The following is a 19,194-nucleotide window of genomic DNA, read 5'->3' on the forward strand; positions in this document are numbered from 1 at the left end:
GTTCAACACCCCTAAGCCTGTGCCAACAAAGTTTTGACTTGAATATAATGTCGCTCACCAACACCTTGCTCAATCTGTGCATGCGGTAAAATCACGCAATACGGCGTTTGGGAATGCTCACATTGATCTACCAACTCCATCATAAAACTCAGTTTTTTTTCATGGTCTGCACTCGGCATTTGATGATATTCAATCTGCATCACATGCTGATCCACCAAATCTTCAAATTGTTTAACAAATAGTCCCTGCCCACGGGCTGCTTGTTTCCACGAAACGCTTTGTAAAGAATCTCCCAACTTAAAGTTACGCAGTTCCTTAAACTCATCTAAATCAGGGTCACCTGTATGTGAAAAGTGCTGCAAATTCTGTGAAAAAGCTTGAGCTTCAGGTGCGACCCAATAGTTTTCAGTTAAATAAATATAGGTCCACGCACGCACCAAACCGAGCGGATACGTAGAATAAATTTGAATCGGTGGGATTTTTAATTGACCACGCTGATCTGGGATCAAATGGATTTCAAAGCTTTGTTGTTTGTCTTGAAATAAAAAACTATGAATTTGAGCATCCTTATTTGATGCTTTGTACTCAGGATCACTGATTTTAAAATTTAAATACTTTGCGCTTGCCTGTGCTTGTTGCAAAATAATTTTAACCTTAAAAACTTCATTAACTTTGCCAACTTCATCGACCACCACTTGTAAAGTAACACCATGCAACTGCTTAAAACTCAAATAAAAACTGATACACAAAATCGCACTGATTAAAAAACAGAAAGCTAAAATCAGGTTATTGGCATAGTTGATTCCCGCTATAAAAGTGATGAATATTAAGACCAAATATAAAAAGCCTTGTTGGTAGATAAAAACTAAGACTTCATTTTGTTTTAATGTACGGATGCCTGTATAGCGAAAACGCAAATGTAGCCAGCGGACAAACCTTTCTTTTAACATGGTCAGTCCTGTCAACCTTTTACTGCAACTTTTTGCATCAATGCTTGTGTTTCTGCTTCGCCCAATCCAATTCGATGCGAAACCACAGCCACAAATACCGCTTGCACATCATCCGTAATGACAAACTGACGTTTTTCAATCAGTGCATATGCTTGAGCTGCTTTCTTTAATGCCAAAAGTCCACGTGTAGATAAGCCATGACGACCTTTACGAGTTTCTTCCGCCAAATCAAGTAAATAATCAAAAACCAAATCATTTATTGTAATTTTATTGGCATGACTTTGTAATTGCAAAATTTCCTGCTGTTCAAAAATAGATTGCAATTGGCTAATCAAATTCTGTCGTGAATCCTGCTGTAATAAGCTCTTTTCCGCAGCACGTGATGGATAGCCCAAGGATAGTCGCATGAGAAATCGATCGAGTTGAGATTCAGGTAGGCTGTAGGTTCCACTCTGGAATAATGGGTTTTGTGTGGCAATGACCCAAAATGGTTTGGGTAATTCATAACGTGTTCCATCGACCGTAACATTACCCTCCTCCATTGCCTCTAACAGTGCACTTTGAGTTTTAGGACTACAACGGTTAATTTCATCTGCTAATAATATTTGCGTGAAAATAGGACCATATTTAAACTCAAATTGATGTTCTTTTTGGTTAAACATATTAATCCCTATCACATCACTTGCCAGCATATCATTGGTAAATTGAATGCGTTGAAAATCTAAGCCAGCAAGGCGTGACAAACTACTCGCGAGTGTCGTCTTCCCCAACCCTGGCAAGTCTTCAAATAATAAATGCCCACCTGCGAGTAGGCTGCACAAAGCAAGTTTTGTTTGTTGAGGCTTATCTAAAATAATACGATTGATTTTTGTTAAGAATTGATCAATTTTTGGGTAGTATGCACCTAAATCTAAATGTTCATTTGTCTTATTTTGTTCTATAACTTTTGGTGTCGTTTTTCCCCAAATCACTTTTTATTCCCCAATAAAAATTTTAAGCAATTTGATTAACATACACGGTTTTAAGGAATACTCAAAGCGAATACAATAATGACTTCAACTTTACATAGTGTTTGTATAGAACTCTAATTAAAACGGCATCTTACGATGCCATTCATTTCATGCGAACTAATCATAAATGATTAACAAGGACACTTCTTCAAACCACCTTTTGCCGATGGATAGCGTGCATCGACACAATAACGATGAAAGGTTTTTTCATCCATCGCATCCATATCAGGATGGTGCTTTTTCATATGCTCCAGATAATTTTGATAATCAGGCACGCCCACCATTAACCGAAAACTCTGCTGCAAACGTGTCCACAAAGTTGCGATTCTCGACCAATTTTTGGGATTAAAAATCAGGTCTTTTTGCGACATGATGGTCATTTTGATGATTTTATAAATCACCGTTTTACCACTTTTGGCAAATTTAAGATTCATCTGACTTACCTCTCAAACATTAATGTTTCGCCGAAGTTACAACCGTATCTTCAGGGTCTGCATAAACCGCAGGCGCTTCATTTACAGTTGGTGTTGGACTCGCCAAGGCACGACGAATCACACCAATCGCAGCAAAAATCATAATAATCGCCACAATCATAAAGAATGCACATAAAGCTGCATTAATTTGATTTGACAATACAATGGTTTGCATTTCTTCCAGTGTTTTAGCAGGTTTTAAAATCTCACCTTTGGCAATTGCATCAGAGAATTTATTGGCTTGTGCCAAGAAACCGATTTTCGGATTTTCATGGAAGATTTTTTGCCAACCTGCAGTCATACAAGTAATGATTAAGAAAATAGTTGGGAGAATCGTCACCCACACATATTTTTCTTTCTTCATTTTAAACAAGATGACCGTACCTAGAGTCAATGCCATCGCCGCAAGCATTTGGTTACCAATACCAAATAGTGGCCATAAGCTGTTAATACCACCGAGTGGATCGACCACACCTTGGTAAACGAAGAACCCCCAACCTGCTACTGCAACGGCAGTTCCTAGCATATTCCCCACAAAGTTGTGTGAATTTTTAAGTGCAGGAACCACGATACCGACTGTATCTTGCACCATAAAACGACATGCACGTGTACCAGCATCTACAGCAGTTAAAATAAACAATGCTTCGAATAAAATTGCAAAGTGATACCAAAATGCCATCATTGAACGGTTATTAAAAATTTCTGTAATAATATGTGCCATCCCAATCGCAAAAGTGGGTGCCCCCCCTGTACGAGAAAGAATCGTTGTTTCACCAACCTCTTTAGCTAAAAGCGTTAAAGTTTCTGGTGTCACCACAAAACCTAAGTTACGCACAGCTTCCGCAGCAGACTCAACCGTTGTACCCAGTACGGCAGCAGGTGCATTAATTGCAAAATATACACCCGGCTCAAGTACCGTTGCACAGATCATCGCCATGACTGCGACAAATGATTCCATCAACATACCGCCATAACCGATGACACGAATATTCACTTCATTGTCGACCAATTTCGGGGTTGTACCTGAAGAAACTAGAGCATGGAAACCTGAAATCGCACCACAGGCAATGGTGATGAATAAGAATGGGAACATTGAACCTGCAAAGACAGGGCCTGTACCATCAACAAAATGCGTTGTAGATGGCATTTTTAGCATTGGCATCGCCACCATGATACCAATTGCTAAACCTGCAATCACACCGATCTTTAAGAAGGTAGATAAATAATCACGTGGTGCTAACAACAACCAAACTGGTAGAACCGATGCAATAAAACCATAAATGATCAATGCCCATGTTAACTGCGTACCAGTCAAGGTAAACAATGGCCCCCAATATGGGTGTGCCGCGACATCACCACCATAAATAATGGCTGCCATCATTAACACAAAACCAATAATCGACACTTCTGCGATTTTTCCCGGACGCAGATAACGCATATAAATGCCCATAAAAATGGCAATAGGAATGGTTGCAGCAATACTGAAAACACCCCATGGACTATTGGTTAATGCCTTCACGACCACCAATGCCAAAACTGCAAGGATAATGATCATTACCCCTAAAGCACCAAGCATAACAATGACACCAGCAAATGAACCCAGTTCCTGTTTTGCCATTTCACCGAGTGAACGACCATCACGGCGTGTCGAAATGAACAAAACCAAGAAATCTTGTACTGCACCTGCAAGCACAACACCGACGAGAAGCCAGATTGTGCCAGGTAAATAACCCATTTGTGCAGCAAGAATCGGACCGACTAAAGGTCCTGCCCCTGCAATCGCTGCAAAATGGTGTCCGAATAACACATATTTATTGGTAGGAACATAATCCAAGCCATCTGCCAAACGGTGTGCAGGTGTGAGACGTCTGGGATTAAGTTCAAAGACTTTATTTGCAATAAATAAACTATAAAAACGATAAGCAATGCTATACACACAAATGGCAGCTAAAACTAACCATACAGCATTGACATGTTCACCTCGACTTACAGCTAAAATTCCAAATGAGATTGCGCCTACGATCGCAACGATAACCCATATCAGTTTTGATAATGGTCCTGATTTTTTTTGAATATTTTCCATTCATACCTCACATCTTGATTACAAAAGCAATTCCTTTGTTTTTATGTACGTAATACAGTTTATGTGATCCATTTCCCTGATGACTTTACTCCTTGATTTTTTATTTTCATCTACGACTTTGGCATACAAATTGGCTCTAATATGCCCATTTAGCATGACTAGATGATGACGTTGACTTTGAGTGTACCGAACAATTTATGCCTTTTAGTAAAATCCTTATACCTTTCCATACACAAGTTGATTCAAAATCATTTGCATTCTGAAAATATCCCAATAAAAAAGGGATGATTTTCATCATCCCTTCGATCATAATCTATTTTTCAACGATTATGCACGTTCTAAATAATCACCTGTACGGGTATCTACACGAACGCTTTCTTCTTGCTGTACGAATAATGGAACACGTACCACAGCACCTGTTTCAAGTTTCGCAGGTTTACCGCCACCGCCAGATGTATCACCACGAACACCTGGATCAGTTTCAACAATTTTTAACACCACGAAGTTTGGTGCATTCACTGTTAAAGGTACGCCATTGAACAACATGATCGTACATTTTTCATTTGAATCATCTTTTAACCATTTTGCAGCATCACCCATTGCAGTTTTATCTGCCGCGATCTGTTCAAATGTTACAGGATCCATGAAGTTCCACATTTCACCATCGTTATATAGATAGTCCATTTCAACTTCTACGATGTCTGCAGCTTCTAATGAGTCGCCTGATTTAAAAGTTTTTTCTAAAACTTTACCAGAACGTAAGTTACGTAATTTTACACGGTTAAACGCTTGACCTTTACCAGGTTTAACGTATTCATTTTCCATGATTGCGCATGGGTTACCGTCAAGCATGACCTTAAGGCCTGACTTGAAATCATTTGTAGAATAATAGGCCATGAAAGGCTCACTCCAAACTTTAATCTTAATCTATTAACACAGTCCAAACCGTGTTAGAGAACGTACAACAACAAAAAAAGTGCTTAGCAAAAGCTAAAATTGTCATTTTAGAATATTGTAAATGAGCAAGTAGTCATGAAGCAATGTTAAATTCTTCTGTTACACTGTAAAACTGGCTGATCATCATGCATACAGACACAAATAAACACTATTTATCCTTGATCTTGTTCACGTTAAAATCAACTCTTGCTGGGATGTAAAACTAGGAACGATAGATTAATTCGTTACACATTTATATCAATTTTCAAGGTTTTATACAGCATCACGATGTGAAACCGTGTTTGACCCTCAACTTTTTCAACTAGTATGTGGCATGATAAACTATTTATACCAAGAGCAAAACTGGCAATCTCAAATGAATCAGTTAATTACTGATCCTCATGAGCTGCTCGATATTTTACAACTTTCACCTGAACAATTGTTATCAGGCGCAATTTTAGCCAGTGAACAGTTTAAATTACGTGTGCCACGTGCTTTTGTTGCAAAAATGCAAAAGTCGAATCCATTCGACCCACTCCTATTGCAAGTTTTGCCACATCATTTAGAACTTGAAGAACATGCGGGCTTTGTTACAGATCCTTTGGGGGAAGAAGCTGCCAATCAATTGGCTGGGGTATTACATAAATACAAATCTCGTTTTTTATTGACCCTGACAGGCGCATGTGCAATACATTGTCGTTATTGCTTCCGCCGTCATTTTCCCTATCAAGAGAATTTGCCTAAAAATGAGGATTGGCAGCATATCAAAAATTACTTACTCAATCATCCTGACATTAATGAAGTGATTTTAAGTGGTGGAGATCCGCTGACTTTATCCAATCGTAAATTAGCGCTATGGTTAGAACGTCTTGAATCTTTGCAACAAATTAAGATTTTAAGAATTCACTCACGTGTCCCGATTGTTATTCCTGAAAGAATCGATGAGGAATTAACTTACTTATTGAAAAACAGTCGGCTACGTGTCATCCTAGTGGTGCATGCTAATCATGCTGCGGAACTTGATTCAACGACTTGTAGTAAACTTTCAAGTTTGGTTCAACAGCAAGTTTTGGTTTTAAACCAATCTGTGTTGCTTAAAGGTGTGAATGATTCCACAGAAGTGTTGGTTGAACTCAGTCAACGCTTGTTTGAGGCAGGTGTATTACCGTATTATTTACATGTATTAGACAAAGTTAAAGGTGCACATCACTTTGATCTACAAGCAGATACCATTGATCAGATTTATACAGATCTTCTGGCCAACCTCCCTGGATATTTAGTTCCAAAGTTGGTTCGAGAGATTGCGGGAGAGAAAAATAAAACACCGCTGTTTGGGGCTATAACTTTTTAGATTTCTTTAAATGAGTTTAATATAAATATGATAAATAAGGAAATTTCCAATATTTTCCACTCTTCAACGGTTTTAAATCGTGAACAGTTAAGCTTCTCCTCGGCTTCAGTAGAAGCACTGCACCAATGGGTGTCAGGCTTATCCATCATGAAGTTAGGAGATACGTCTGAAGCTTTGTTAAATGCGATGTATGAAATTGCAGAATTAAATTGCTCAGAAACTTTACGTTTTGATTTATTGCAAGTATTGCATCCGAGCATCGAAAATGTGCTCATTGGTTTAGAAAAATACTTTCTAGATCAAGGCTTATCACATTCTGATCGCAATGAGCACATTATTGAGCTCACCACTTTGATGCGCGCTTTTTTTGTGAAAATTTATGTCAATATTGCACACCGTAGTTCACAACAACTTACACAGCAAAAATATTCGATTTTGAAATTTGCTCAAAATCGTAGTTTTAAAACGGCACGTATTTTAGCAAATTATTATGCTTTACAACAACTGGGATTGTTATTAACCCAACAGCAAATGTTATATAGCCCTGCACTTTCTCATCAGTGGCAAACCATTCATCAACTATATGAATTGGCATTGAAAAATAATGAGCTGCTCATTAATGTCAATCATTTACAGGGTACACATTTTTCTGTGCAAAACATCCAACAAGCTTATGCACAAGTTTTGTTATTAGATGTATTTAATACGCATCAGATTCGTCCAAATGAGATTCAGGCACTTTATGAATGCAGTCTAGATTGGGCGAAATTAGCACAAATTTTACCCCGTGAAAGTTCACTTTCTCGCTATATTGTAGATACGAGCAAAGACCACTCTCCGATTTACAATCGTAAGCATCATGAAGATTTTAAGCCCAATGTTTTTATTTCAACGCAACAATTACTTGAACATATTAATGACACGATTCAAAATGAATCTGCATATTTGTCTGCAAATGAAAAAGATCATTTATCCTCAGCTTTAAAGTTTCATGTTCTCAATGTGTTAGGGACTCACTCTGAACGTCAACATGAACGTTATGAATATTCTGCACAGTTAGAAATTTGCTTTACCTTACAAACTGCACATTTTTATTTGTCTCATGCTAAGAATTTTGATGAAACCTTACAACTCAAACAAAATTTCAGTTTTAGATCCGAAACCAATTTACAAGGCAATATTTCAAATAACGCGCATGATACCTCGCAAACGCAAAAAATTAAGCAGCTTGACCGTGAAGTTAAACAAATTTATCAAGCCGAAGTCTTAGATATCAGTATTAATGGTTATCGTATTGCTTGGTCAGGTGAAGTACCGAAAAATTTACGTACAGGTGAACTGATTTTAGTCAGTGAAACACAACAAAATAAATGGAAATGTGCAGTCATTCGTTGGATTAAACAAGCCGAGCGCAAAAGCTATGAGGTCGGCGTGGAAATTTTGTCACAGGATATCTATCCTTGTGCTATTAAAGTGCCTTCTGAGATTAATAGTTATATTTATCAACCTTGTTTATTGGTACAAACAGATCAAGATGAACTGACAAAATTATCTTTAGTTTTACCGAATTTACCGAATTTTAAAGAACAACAAGCGTTGCACTTACGTTTTAATCATCAAGAAATTAAAGTGTATTTATTGAAGTCCTTATTTATTTCACAGAGTTTTGTGCAGTTTGATTTTGAATTGCTCAATGATGAAGAGCAGCTCTTGATTGACCAGTTTATCCAACAACAATTATATGATTCAAATCATCATGACTTATGGGACAGTTTGAAGTGAGAAATTTATTATTATCTAAAAAGTTAAAACTCTCTGAAACACGAGTACTGATTATTGATGACAATCAAATTCGATATAATTCATTAATGGAACTTTTTGCAAGTAAAGAACATTTAGCACAAGGTCTGCTATTAGATGACTTAAAAAGTTTTGAAAAACAACTCAATACGTCTTGGGACTTAATCATTTTTGGTCGTGCTTATGATTTAAAAATGGAACAAGTCATCACCTTGATTCAAAACTCTGAACAAATCAATATTCCTGTCATTTTATTACGCCCAACAGAGTATCAACCTGAACAATATGAATATTTTATTCATAAAGGGATCTATGACATTATCGATTTAACAGCACCTGAGCATTGTTATATCAGCTTAGTCCGTGCATTATCTTATAGTCGTGCGCTTCAGTCTAAACAACATTTACTCAAAGACTTAGAAAGTGCTAAGACCCAAGCACAAAGCTTAGTTGAAGAACAACATAAAGCCTGTGCTGTACTTGAGGAAGGTATACATACGCAAGCAAACCCTGAATATTTACAACTTTTCGGTTTAAAACGTGAAGATGATATTATTGGTTTGCCTGTTTTAGATATTTTAAAACCTGAAGATTTGAACGATTTTAAAAATCGTTTTAAGAAAATTACCCAAGGACAGTTCGATTACGCACGTTTTGATATTCAAACTCTCAACCAAAATGCAAAAACACAAAATCCTTTAAAAATTGAGTTTTTACCAGGTTCAGAAGAAGATGTCTTACATCTCACGATTGAAATGTCTTCTCAAAACGATCAAGTGGCAGGACATACCTCTACAAGGGCTCAAACTTTTTCACAGCTTCAACGTGCGATGATTGACCAACCTGCTAAAGTAAATGCGCTGATTGTGTTTAGTTTGGCACAATGCCCAAATGAAGTTCTCAATTTAACTTGGCAAAATATTTCACGTTACTTTGAAGGAATTCAAAAATTTATCAAAGAACAAACCAATCAAACTGTGCTTCAAATTGATGTTGGTGTCTATGGTATTCTATTACAAGCAGGTTCGGATACATTATTAGAATCACGCATCTCTAACTTAAACGTTTTGCAAAAACCCCAGTTACTTGAAATTGATCAAAAAACTTATCAATTTTATCTAAAAATTGGTTGTGCTGTGATTGATACAGATCAGTTTAATGAAGCGCATTTTTCCGCATTATTGATTCAAGCGTATAATTCACGATTGTCAACTCAACCATCTGAATCAGATTTACAAATGAGTGCGTCTCTACACACTACACAAATTGAACTGACCCCATTGCTGCATGAAGAAATTCGTCTTGAAGAAACCGCACCATACAATATCCCCGCATTAGAAAGCATAACACTGGCACAAGATATTCAAATAATACCAACAGCAAATATCAGTCTAGAAACGCCAAGCATCGCTGAGGAAAAAATTGTACCGACCACAGTACAACTCACAGATTCACCTATTCTACGCCAAATTGCGGAAAAATTAGAACAAGGTGAAATTCGTATTAAATACCAACAACTTTATGATAAACAAGATACCAATCTGTATACTTATGAAGTCACAAGTGGTTTTATTTATGAGAATCACTGGAAAAAAATCAGCAATTTGGTTGAACTCGATGATGACGTTGAATTATCCATTAAATTAGACCGTTGGATTTTGGTTGAAGCCTGTAAGCAACTACATAACTTTATCCATCAATGCCCGACGGCAAAAATCATTGTTAATTTAAACCGCCATGTTTTATTCCATGACAAACAATTCCCTGAACTTATTGCTAAGCTCATTACCATTGTTGGAAGTCGAACAGCGCATCCTATTATTCTACAGTTTGATGAAGAGGATATTGCTAAAAACATCATTGAAGCACAAAAAAATATTTCGATACTACGTGAATATGGCGCTGATATTGCCATTCGTCGTTTTGGCTCTACGATTTCAAGCGAAGCGATCTTAAAGCAAAGTGATATTACCCATTTCACCCTAGATGAAAAATATACACATATGCTAGACAAAGAGACCACAACGCAATCATTGCAAGAAATGATTCATAAATATATAGAAATCAGACCTGTAGAGTTTTTATTGACTCATTTAGATGATATGAACTCTTTTGCAAATGCATGGAATGTAGATGTACGTTTCTTACAGGGTGAATACTTCCAAAAGAAATTGGATCAATTGACAGACGTACAAGATCAATAACTATTCAAAAATCGGGGATATTACGATAAACCCGATTTTAAACTCAATATAGAGTCATAAAAAAACGGGCAAATGCCCGTTTTTTTGGTTTTGCTGTATTAACCACGTTTGATAGAACGTGACATACCTGCAAAACGTTGTTTGAATTTGTCGATACGACCGCCAGTGTCAACATTCTTCTGTTTACCAGTATAGAATGGGTGACAAGCAGAACATACGTCTAGGTAAATTGTTTCTTTACCTAAAGCAGAACGAGTTTCAATGACGTTACCGCATGAACAAGTAGCAACTAATTTTTCGTATTTTGGGTGAATATCGGCGCGCATGGTCGATTCTCCTAAGTTAAGAAAGGTTTTGCTGTCATCGCAATTAACCACTCTCAGTTTAAATGCTGAGGCAAGGTTGAATAAATTAAAAAATTAATTCAACAGGCTAACACCATAACAGACCATTTCTTTTGAGCCCACCGAGACTATAAGTGTCAGAGCTAAGCACAACAAGTGGGCAGTATTATACGGCAATTTTTATAAATATGCGAATAATTAAATTACCATCCCGATTCTTGTTCTTTAGCGGTACTGTTACGCTTAGACCAATAGTTTGCAATCACACCACAAACCATTAACTGAATCTGATGAAAAATCATAATGGGCAATACAATCATCCCAAGCGGCTGTCCAATAAATAAAATTTGCGCCATCGGCACACCACTAGCCAGCGTTTTCTTCGAACTGCAGAAGAAAATTGCGATCTGATCTTGTTTGTTAAAGCCCAACCATTTTGGAATATAAAATGCCAGAAACATAATAATGGTCAAAAAAACTGAACATACTAATGTTAAATAAAACAACGTCGTCCAGCTCACTTGATGCCACAATCCTGCCACCACTGCACCACTGAATGCACCATAGACCACCATTAAAATGGTTCCTTGGTCAAAAGTACGTACGATACTTGGTGCTTTTTGCATATATGGAAATACATAAGGTCGTAGTAACTGTCCAGCAATAAAAGGCACAAGTAATAGCAAAGTAATTTCAATAATCGATGAGGTTGGATCATAGTCATGTTTAGACTGACCAAAAATAAAAAAACTCACTAAAATTGGGGTAATAAACATACCAATTAAATTAGAAAAGGATGCACTACAAACTGCTGCTGCTACATTTCCTTTGGCAACAGAGGTAAAAGCAATCGATGACTGTACTGTAGATGGTAAAAAACACATAAACAGGAAGCCCCAATATAACGCCTGTCCAAGTAGTGGCAATAAAATTGGTTTAGCCAATAAACCTAAAATTGGAAAGACAGCAAAGGTAAATGCAAAAACCACTGCATGTAATCTCCAATGCAACACGCCTTCTATAATGGCTTCTCTAGAGAGCTTAGCACCATGCAAAAAGAATAAAATGGCAATCGCAATCGTGGTAATTTTACCAAAAATATCTGCAACTTGCCCATGAACAGGCAAAAAAGTCGCTAAAACTACCATCACAATTAAAAGAATGGTGAAGCGATCTAAGGCTAGTATTTTTAACATATTCATTGTGAACATCCTGTCTTATCTATGAATTGGATCGGCATTAAAAAAGCTCAGCAAGATGAACTTACCTAAAGGTAAACTTCAATCCTACTGAGCTCAGCAAATTAAGCTACTTTTTACACTAAATGTTCAGTATTTAATTCTGACACTTAAGTATTAATGAAAGTGTTTTAAATCTCGTCATGAACCACATATAAAAGTCGTGATAACTTAATTATTACGTGCATTAGCGTCTTGTTGAATTAACTCGATTTTATAACCATCTGGATCTTCTACAAAGGCAATTACAGTCACGCCGCCTTTCATTGGACCAGCTTCACGTACCACATTGCCCCCACGAGCTTTGATTGCTTCACATGCTTGATAAGCATCATCGACAGCAATCGCAATATGACCATAGGCATTGCCTAATTCATAACTTGTCGTATCCCAATTATGAGTTAACTCAAGTACGGTATGATTTTCTTCATCACCATAACCCACAAAAGCTAAAGTAAAACGACCTTCCTCATAGTCACGTTTACGAAGCAATGTCATTCCAAGTACTTCAGTATAGAACTTTAACGATTGTTCTAAATTGCCTACACGTAACATGGTATGTAGCATGCGCATCATTGTATTCCCGTTGGTGAAATCATTCAGATCAATATAGGCAAAACTGACTAAAATTTCAATTTATAGCCTTAGAGTACGATGAGAATACACACCTATTTGCTATTTATTAAGCATGAAAAAGTGAGTTGCCCTATCCTCATCATCTGCACATAAAAAAGCTCATTTCATCATCGGATAAAATGAGCTCATCATTAAAATAAAAATAACTTAGTGACTAAAATGCATATGTTAGGAATGATGTGACTGTTGATGCTCTTTTAACAGCTTCGCCACCCAAACCACCAAAATTAAGATCGGAATACCAATAAATGTGGTCATCAAGAAAAATTTTGGATAACCAATATTACTCACGATCGTCCCTGAATACCCGCCTAAAATTTTCGGTGTTAAAGTCATTAACGAGCTAAAAATCGCATATTGCACTGCTGTAAATGAAACACTGGTCAAACTAGAAAGGAAAGCGATAAATGCTGCACCTGCCAAACCTGATGCCATATTATCCACAATAATTGCAAAATATAACCAACCTGAGCTATACGGTTCAATCAGCTTCCCTTTAATTTCAACGCTATCATCACCATTTACTTTGACTGCTTGAATAGGATTGACATCCATCGCTAAAGTACCTTGTGTCTCAGCAATTTTATAACCTGTTTGTGTACTAAGCGGTTCACTTGCCTGTTTAAAATTCACTGAAGCTGTAATGGTTTTAGTCGGAGAGTTTTGCAAAGTTTGCGCGTCAATTGAACCTGTAAAGACCCCATCTTTGTCTAATTTTGCAGGGAATTCTTGCGTATCCAGTTTTAAAGTAATGGGTTGTTCATCCACTAAACCTGCCGCATCTACACCAAGTAATTGTCCTTTAACGACAATATTTTGCTTTAACTCAACCTGCGAGAGCGTGTTATCGCTGCTGATCGGCAATAGTTGAATTTGTGCTGTGCCATTATCCTGTAAATAGGGCATCGTCACATGAACACGTTCTGATTGGTCTTGATAATGTGAACTAATTTTTAACTCAGATGCTGCAGCTAAAGCTTGACTCGGCACTTGAACTTTCCAATACCCGACTTCATCAGGTGTGGCTTGAAATTGTTGCTGCCCCACTTGCACAGTCACTTGATCCATCGGTTTGCCTGATTTGACTAAACCAATAAAAATCAAATTGGTTGAGCTCGCAAGTACGGCGCCGACAAACATCAATTTCATGATATTCATACGTTGAGCAAGCAAACCACCTAAAAAACCACCAACCAAACTAAAGATCACGCCATAAATTTTAACTGCTTCAGCAATTTGTTCTTTCGTAAAGTTTAAATCTTGGTAATACACATTCGAAATAACACCTGCAATGATGTCAGAAATACGATAAAAACCAATCAATAACAATAAAACTAATGCAAGTTTGACCCCATAACGCTTAAAGAAGTCTGCAATTGGATTCACCCATGTTTCATGTGCCATTTGCTTGTTCACAGCGCCCAACTGAATCAATAGATAGGCGGCAAAAACAGCAACTGCACCTGAACCAATGAAACGGATTGCTTCCACCGCAAATAATAAGAAACTGTCTTTAATGGTGAATTGTTCAATTAAAGCAGATGTAAACCAACCTGATAAAATGTAACTGGCTACAAAACTACTGACCGCCACAAAAAAAACAGCAACCAAACGGAAATAATCTGTACGCTGATAATCTTTATGTACACGATTCACCTGCGGTTCACGTATGCTTAATGTGGTCACAATCCCTACACACATCACAGCAGCCATGGCTAAATAGGTATATTTCCACGCCTCATAAATATAATTACCTTTGGCTGTGCCCAGTTTAGCTGCTAAAAATAATGCGCCCGCACCAGCAATAATCATCCCGATGCGATAACCTGCATTATAAGTAGATGCCAAAACTGTTTGCATTTCTGTTTCAGCCAGCTCAATACGATAAGCATCAATCACAATATCTTGTGTTGCTGCAGAAAAACCGAGTAAAACCGCACCTGCTGCCATCTGATATAAATAGCTCTGTCCAAGCGCAGGGTCAGAAAACGCCATAATACAAATCGCACAAATAATCAGGATTTGTGCCATTAACAACCAAGCACGTCTACGTCCTAATTTTTTGGTCAGTATAGGCAGTGGAATTTCATCAATTAAGGGTGCCCACACAAATTTAAATGAATAGCCGAGAGCAGCCCAACTAAAAAAAGTCACCGCACTTTTATCAATGCCTGCTTCACCTAACCACAAAGACAAACTTGAAAAGATCAGTAGAATCGGTATCCCTGCTGAAAAACCAAGGAACAACATGATCAAAGCACGGCGATCTAAAAATGCTTGGAAAGCAGATTTCCAGCCTGTTTTTTGCTCAGGCAATTGAGCTGAGTTTTGCGTAGACATTCGGTTGTTATTTTCTGCAAAATGAAATAATGCTATTCAACCGCTTAATGCAAATGGTTTCAATCACTTTTATGAAACCAAGCTGCAAATTTGTTGTTATTTACAACATCAATGCTTGATCTTTTAGGGTAAACCTGTATACCTTAAAGCTTTCAACTTCTATTTAGTTTTGGATTTCACCTGTGACCCAAAGACACGACCAATTAAGTTCAACCACTGTTTCAACTGTAACCACAACAAATCATTCAAAACAAATCGAATCCACTTTAACTTCAGTCTTTGACCAGACGGAAATTCAAAATACCTTGACGAAAACAGCCTTAAAACCTGAACAGCTGACGCATATTCCCAACAGTTCCAATATTCCATTTTCCACCAAACGCATTAAACCGCTAAATAATTTCTTAGGTCAAGATCGCGCTCGTGCTTCGGTTGAAGCAGGTATTGCCCTACCTTATTCAGGCTACAATATTTTTGCGGTGGGTACAGCAGGTTTAGGTAAACGCACCATGATTAAGCGTTTACTTCAACAACACGCCAAAACCATGCCAACCCCTGATGACTGGGTTTATGTCAATAATTTTAAAAATGCACGTCAGCCTTTGGCCCTCTGTTTTCCCGCAGGACAAGGCAGTAAATTCCAAACGTTGCTGCATCAAGCTTGGCAAACCATTTTAAAACAACTTGAACGTCGTTTTAGTGCTGAAACTTATCACAATCGCATTGAACAAATTCGTCAAATTACAGGCAATGAACAACAACAAGCTTTGGTTGAACTCACCAAAGAAGGTGAAATTTTAGATTTAAAACTCATCAATCGCCATGATGAGCATATGTTTGTACCTGTGCATTATGTGGATGACAAAATTCAAGAAATGTCACAAGAAGACATGAATGCACTCAGCAATAAAGAACGTTCAGAAATCAATGCCAATATTCGCTATATGGATAAAAAACTGGAACGTCTAGGCTTACAACTTGGCGACCTTGAAGATGATGCCCGCGACCAAGTGTCTGAGCTCAACCGTGATATTGCTAAACAAGTCATCATTCCACGTATGGAACAAATTTTAAATAAATTTGAGGCTGTGCAAGGTTTAGAACAATACTTAAAACTGTACGCACAAGATATCATCGACAATGTTGAAACGGTGATTGACCAAGAAGGTGTTGAGTTTTCTCCTTCTTTATTTAATCGAGTACCTGCCCGCTATCAAGCCAATGTGGTGATTAGCAATAAAGCCAATTCAGGTGCACCCGTCATCTTTGAAGATTTCCCAACCCATTACAATTTATTGGGTCATGTAGAACAACTCACGCAAAATGGCACCATTACTACAGATTTCACCTTGATTCGCCCTGGCACTTTACACCAAGCCAATGGCGGTTTTTTGATGCTTGAAGCAGAACAGCTGCTTGAACAACCCTATGCATGGCAAGGTTTAAAACGTGCTTTAAAATCTGGACAACTCAAACTTTCATCGCTTGAGCATATGCTGACGTTAACCGGGAGTATTTCCATTGAGCCTGCATCTATTCCTCTGAATCTCAAAGTTATTTTAATGGCTGAACCTGAAATTTATTATGAGATTTTAGAAGTAGAACCCGAATTAGGCAGTGTATTTAAAATTCGTGCTGATTTCACAGACACGTTGCAACGCAATGATGAAAATGAACAAGCCTATATGCAATTGATTGCTGATTATGTTCAGCAAGATAAATTATTGCCTTTTGACCGCTCTGCCTTATCTGCACTACTGACAGATTCGAGCCGCCAAGCAGAAGACCAAAGCTCCTTATCGCTACATGCTTCAACTTTAGGTGATTTGATTCGTGAATCACATCACCATGCTGTACAGCAACAAGAAAAAATGGTGACAGCGCAGCATATCAATACCGCATTAAAACATCGTCAATATCGCTTAGGCTATTTGAGAGAATTATATTGGCAAGATCTATCACGTGGGACACAACTGATTGAAACCAAAGGTCACCGTTTAGGACAAATCAATGCACTTTCAGTGATTCAATATGCCGATGTTGAATTTGGCTTACCTTCACGCCTAACTGCCTCAGTCTATCAAGGCGGCGGAGATATTTTAGACATCGAACGCAGTGTAGAACTCGGTGGTTCACTCCATGCCAAAGGTGTGTTACTCATGTCGAGTTTCCTTAAAGCACATTTTGGTCGTGAACAAATTTTACATTTCTCTGCTGCACTTGCCTTTGAACAAAGCTATGGTCAAGTGGATGGTGATAGTGCAACGGTTGCCGAATTATCTGCACTCATTTCTGCGATCAGCCAACTGCCGATTGACCAATCTTGGGCGATTACGGGTTCAATGAACCAACTCGGTCAAGTACAACCAATTGGCGGTGTGAATGCCAAAATCGAAGGCTTCTTTGATGCTTGTAAATTACAAGGCTTCACAGGCAAACAAGGCGTGATTATTCCTCGTCAAAACATGCAGCATTTAATGCTTAGACAAGATGTGATTGATGCCGTGACACAAGGACAATTTCACATTCATGCGATTGATACCATTGACCAAGCCTTAGAAATTTTAATGGCACGCCCTGTCGGCACACTCGATAAAAAAGGTCGTTATAGCAAAGGCTCGATTTATGCAGCAGTAATGGCTCAACTTGAATATTGGCAAGCACTTGAAGATGGTGTCGAAATCGAGGAAGAGCCAAAGAAAAAGAACAAAAAAAAGAAGAAAAATAAAGAAAAATCTGCCAAGAAAAAAGCCGTTGAATCATCTATTGAAAGCAAGGATGAAGTGATGGCTGAAGCAAATACTATGACGCAAGCAGAAGCAGACTAAAAAGTCATAAAGTTAAGTCCATAAACAAAGCCCCTGATCAATGCAGGGGCTTTTTTATTAATTTAGTCAATTCTAAAACGACATGATTAACCAAAACGACCTGTAATATAAGCTTCTGTTAATTGATGATCTGGTTGCGTAAATACTTTTTCAGTTGAGTTGACTTCAATCAAATCACCCAAATGGAAATATGCTGTACGGTCAGATACACGTGCAGCTTGTTGCATCGAGTGAGTCACGATTGCAATGGTATATTGATTAGACAACTCAGAAATTAACTCTTCCACTTTTGCCGTTGCAATTGGATCTAGTGCAGAACATGGTTCATCCATCAAAATCACTTCAGGACTCACCGCAATGGTACGTGCAATACACAAACGTTGTTGCTGACCACCTGATAAACCTGTACCTGGTTGGTTTAAACGATCTTTTACTTCATCCCATAGACCTGCTTTACGCAAACTATTTTCAACAATTTCTTCCATATCGTATTTGTCACGTGCCAAACCATGCAGTTTTGGACCATATGCGACATTGTCAAAAATTGATTTTGGGAATGGGTTTGGTTTTTGGAAAACCATCCCAACTTGTGCACGAAGTAGCACCACATCAAGGTTTGGATCATAGATATCTTGATTATCTAAGGTCACTTTACCCGTAACACGGCAACCATCAATGGTGTCATTCATACGATTAAGTGTACGTAAGAATGTTGATTTACCACAACCTGATGGTCCAATAAATGCAATGACTTCATTCTCATAGATTTTTAAGTCAATTCCTTTAATTGCTTCAAAATCACCATAATAAACATGGGTATCTTCAGCACTGATTTTTACAGTTGTCGCTGGTTCTTTTTTAGAGCTGCTATTTGAGTCAAATTGTGAAACGAACGAAGTCGTTGGACGTTTTTGCTCAGTTTGTTGAGATGTATATTGTGTGTGATCTTGATTCACTGACGGATCCTTTTCTAAGGAATTTTTAATATCTAGAATACTCAT

Annotated in this window: 14 protein-coding genes; 4 read left to right on the forward strand and 10 right to left on the reverse strand. The window is 37.8% G+C overall.

Annotation, left to right across the window (positions count from 1 at the left end; genetic code table 11):
• Positions 1-11: 11 nt before the first annotated feature.
• The 5 genes from G0028_RS11660 to efp all read right to left on the reverse strand — a co-directional run bounded on the left by G0028_RS11660 (position 12) and on the right by efp (position 5,413).
• Positions 12-950 (reverse strand): DUF58 domain-containing protein, encoded by a 939-nt coding sequence (locus G0028_RS11660; protein WP_174492451.1) that lies wholly within the window; start codon positions 948-950, stop codon positions 12-14.
• 11 nt (positions 951-961) lie between these two features.
• The gene (locus G0028_RS11665) at positions 962-1,921 is read right to left on the reverse strand and encodes an AAA family ATPase (RefSeq protein ID WP_180045677.1); all 960 of its coding nucleotides are present in this window, start codon (positions 1,919-1,921) and stop codon (positions 962-964) included.
• Positions 1,922-2,091: 170 nt separating this feature from the next.
• The gene (locus G0028_RS11670) at positions 2,092-2,394 is read right to left on the reverse strand and encodes a YbdD/YjiX family protein (RefSeq protein ID WP_130073242.1); all 303 of its coding nucleotides are present in this window, start codon (positions 2,392-2,394) and stop codon (positions 2,092-2,094) included.
• Between the two features lie 19 nt (positions 2,395-2,413).
• Positions 2,414-4,516, reverse strand: coding sequence for a carbon starvation CstA family protein (locus tag G0028_RS11675; RefSeq protein WP_180045676.1), 2,103 nt, complete (start codon positions 4,514-4,516; stop codon positions 2,414-2,416).
• A 327-nt stretch (positions 4,517-4,843) separates the two neighbouring features.
• Positions 4,844-5,413, reverse strand: coding sequence for an elongation factor P (gene efp / locus G0028_RS11680; protein ID WP_130073240.1), 570 nt, complete (start codon positions 5,411-5,413; stop codon positions 4,844-4,846).
• Positions 5,414-5,786: 373 nt separating this feature from the next.
• On the opposite strand from efp, the gene epmB reads away from it, so the two are divergent.
• From epmB to G0028_RS11695, 3 genes are read left to right on the forward strand one after another with little or no spacing between them, the layout of a single operon-like run.
• Positions 5,787-6,803: an EF-P beta-lysylation protein EpmB gene (gene epmB / locus G0028_RS11685; RefSeq protein WP_130073239.1), complete on the forward strand. Its 1,017-nt coding sequence runs from the start codon at positions 5,787-5,789 to the stop codon at positions 6,801-6,803.
• A 27-nt stretch (positions 6,804-6,830) separates the two neighbouring features.
• Positions 6,831-8,585, forward strand: coding sequence for a GTPase (locus G0028_RS11690; protein WP_130073238.1), 1,755 nt, complete (start codon positions 6,831-6,833; stop codon positions 8,583-8,585).
• On the forward strand, positions 8,567-10,807 hold the full coding sequence (locus G0028_RS11695; protein WP_180045675.1) for an EAL domain-containing protein: 2,241 nt from the start codon (positions 8,567-8,569) through the stop codon (positions 10,805-10,807). The genes G0028_RS11690 and G0028_RS11695 overlap by 19 nt, the downstream gene beginning before the upstream one ends.
• 98 nt (positions 10,808-10,905) lie before the next feature.
• Here the strand turns inward: G0028_RS11695 and rpmE are convergent, their stop codons facing one another.
• The 4 genes from rpmE to G0028_RS11715 form a co-directional block, all read right to left on the reverse strand.
• Positions 10,906-11,133: a 50S ribosomal protein L31 gene (gene rpmE, locus G0028_RS11700; protein ID WP_130073236.1), complete on the reverse strand. Its 228-nt coding sequence runs from the start codon at positions 11,131-11,133 to the stop codon at positions 10,906-10,908.
• Positions 11,134-11,354: 221 nt separating this feature from the next.
• The gene (locus G0028_RS11705; protein WP_180045674.1) at positions 11,355-12,353 is read right to left on the reverse strand and encodes a bile acid:sodium symporter family protein; all 999 of its coding nucleotides are present in this window, start codon (positions 12,351-12,353) and stop codon (positions 11,355-11,357) included.
• 207 nt (positions 12,354-12,560) lie between these two features.
• Positions 12,561-12,962, reverse strand: coding sequence for a lactoylglutathione lyase (gloA, locus tag G0028_RS11710; RefSeq protein WP_130073234.1), 402 nt, complete (start codon positions 12,960-12,962; stop codon positions 12,561-12,563).
• A gap of 231 nt (positions 12,963-13,193) precedes the next feature.
• Complete coding sequence (locus G0028_RS11715; protein WP_373687880.1) at positions 13,194-15,365, reverse strand: AmpG family muropeptide MFS transporter; 2,172 nt, start codon at positions 15,363-15,365, stop codon at positions 13,194-13,196.
• A 182-nt stretch (positions 15,366-15,547) separates the two neighbouring features.
• On the opposite strand from G0028_RS11715, the gene G0028_RS11720 reads away from it, so the two are divergent.
• Complete coding sequence (locus G0028_RS11720) at positions 15,548-18,193, forward strand: Lon protease family protein (RefSeq protein WP_180045673.1); 2,646 nt, start codon at positions 15,548-15,550, stop codon at positions 18,191-18,193.
• 86 nt (positions 18,194-18,279) lie between these two features.
• On the opposite strand, the gene pstB is transcribed toward G0028_RS11720, so the two are convergent.
• Positions 18,280-19,194 carry a phosphate ABC transporter ATP-binding protein PstB gene (pstB, locus tag G0028_RS11725; RefSeq protein WP_130073232.1) on the reverse strand — a complete coding sequence of 305 codons (915 nt, stop codon included), beginning with the start codon at positions 19,192-19,194 and terminating at the stop codon, positions 18,280-18,282.

This window comes from Acinetobacter piscicola, from assembly GCF_015218165.1.
Classification (GTDB): domain Bacteria; phylum Pseudomonadota; class Gammaproteobacteria; order Pseudomonadales; family Moraxellaceae; genus Acinetobacter; species Acinetobacter piscicola_A.

Excerpts from the sequence above, each read along its gene's own strand:
- pstB (WP_130073232.1), bottom strand. The coding sequence starts at position 19,194 with ATGAGTATTCTAGATATTAAAAATTCCTTAGAAAAGGATCCGTCAGTG.
- G0028_RS11670 (WP_130073242.1), bottom strand. The coding sequence starts at position 2,394 with ATGAATCTTAAATTTGCCAAAAGTGGTAAAACGGTGATTTATAAAATC.
- G0028_RS11695 (WP_180045675.1), top strand. The coding sequence starts at position 8,567 with ATGGGACAGTTTGAAGTGAGAAATTTATTATTATCTAAAAAGTTAAAA.
- gloA (WP_130073234.1), bottom strand. The coding sequence starts at position 12,962 with ATGCGCATGCTACATACCATGTTACGTGTAGGCAATTTAGAACAATCG.
- G0028_RS11660 (WP_174492451.1), bottom strand. The coding sequence starts at position 950 with ATGTTAAAAGAAAGGTTTGTCCGCTGGCTACATTTGCGTTTTCGCTAT.
- G0028_RS11675 (WP_180045676.1), bottom strand. The coding sequence starts at position 4,516 with ATGGAAAATATTCAAAAAAAATCAGGACCATTATCAAAACTGATATGG.
- G0028_RS11715 (WP_373687880.1), bottom strand. The coding sequence starts at position 15,365 with ATGTCTACGCAAAACTCAGCTCAATTGCCTGAGCAAAAAACAGGCTGG.
- epmB (WP_130073239.1), top strand. The coding sequence starts at position 5,787 with ATGATAAACTATTTATACCAAGAGCAAAACTGGCAATCTCAAATGAAT.
- G0028_RS11690 (WP_130073238.1), top strand. The coding sequence starts at position 6,831 with ATGATAAATAAGGAAATTTCCAATATTTTCCACTCTTCAACGGTTTTA.
- rpmE (WP_130073236.1), bottom strand. The coding sequence starts at position 11,133 with ATGCGCGCCGATATTCACCCAAAATACGAAAAATTAGTTGCTACTTGT.
- G0028_RS11705 (WP_180045674.1), bottom strand. The coding sequence starts at position 12,353 with ATGAATATGTTAAAAATACTAGCCTTAGATCGCTTCACCATTCTTTTA.
- efp (WP_130073240.1), bottom strand. The coding sequence starts at position 5,413 with ATGGCCTATTATTCTACAAATGATTTCAAGTCAGGCCTTAAGGTCATG.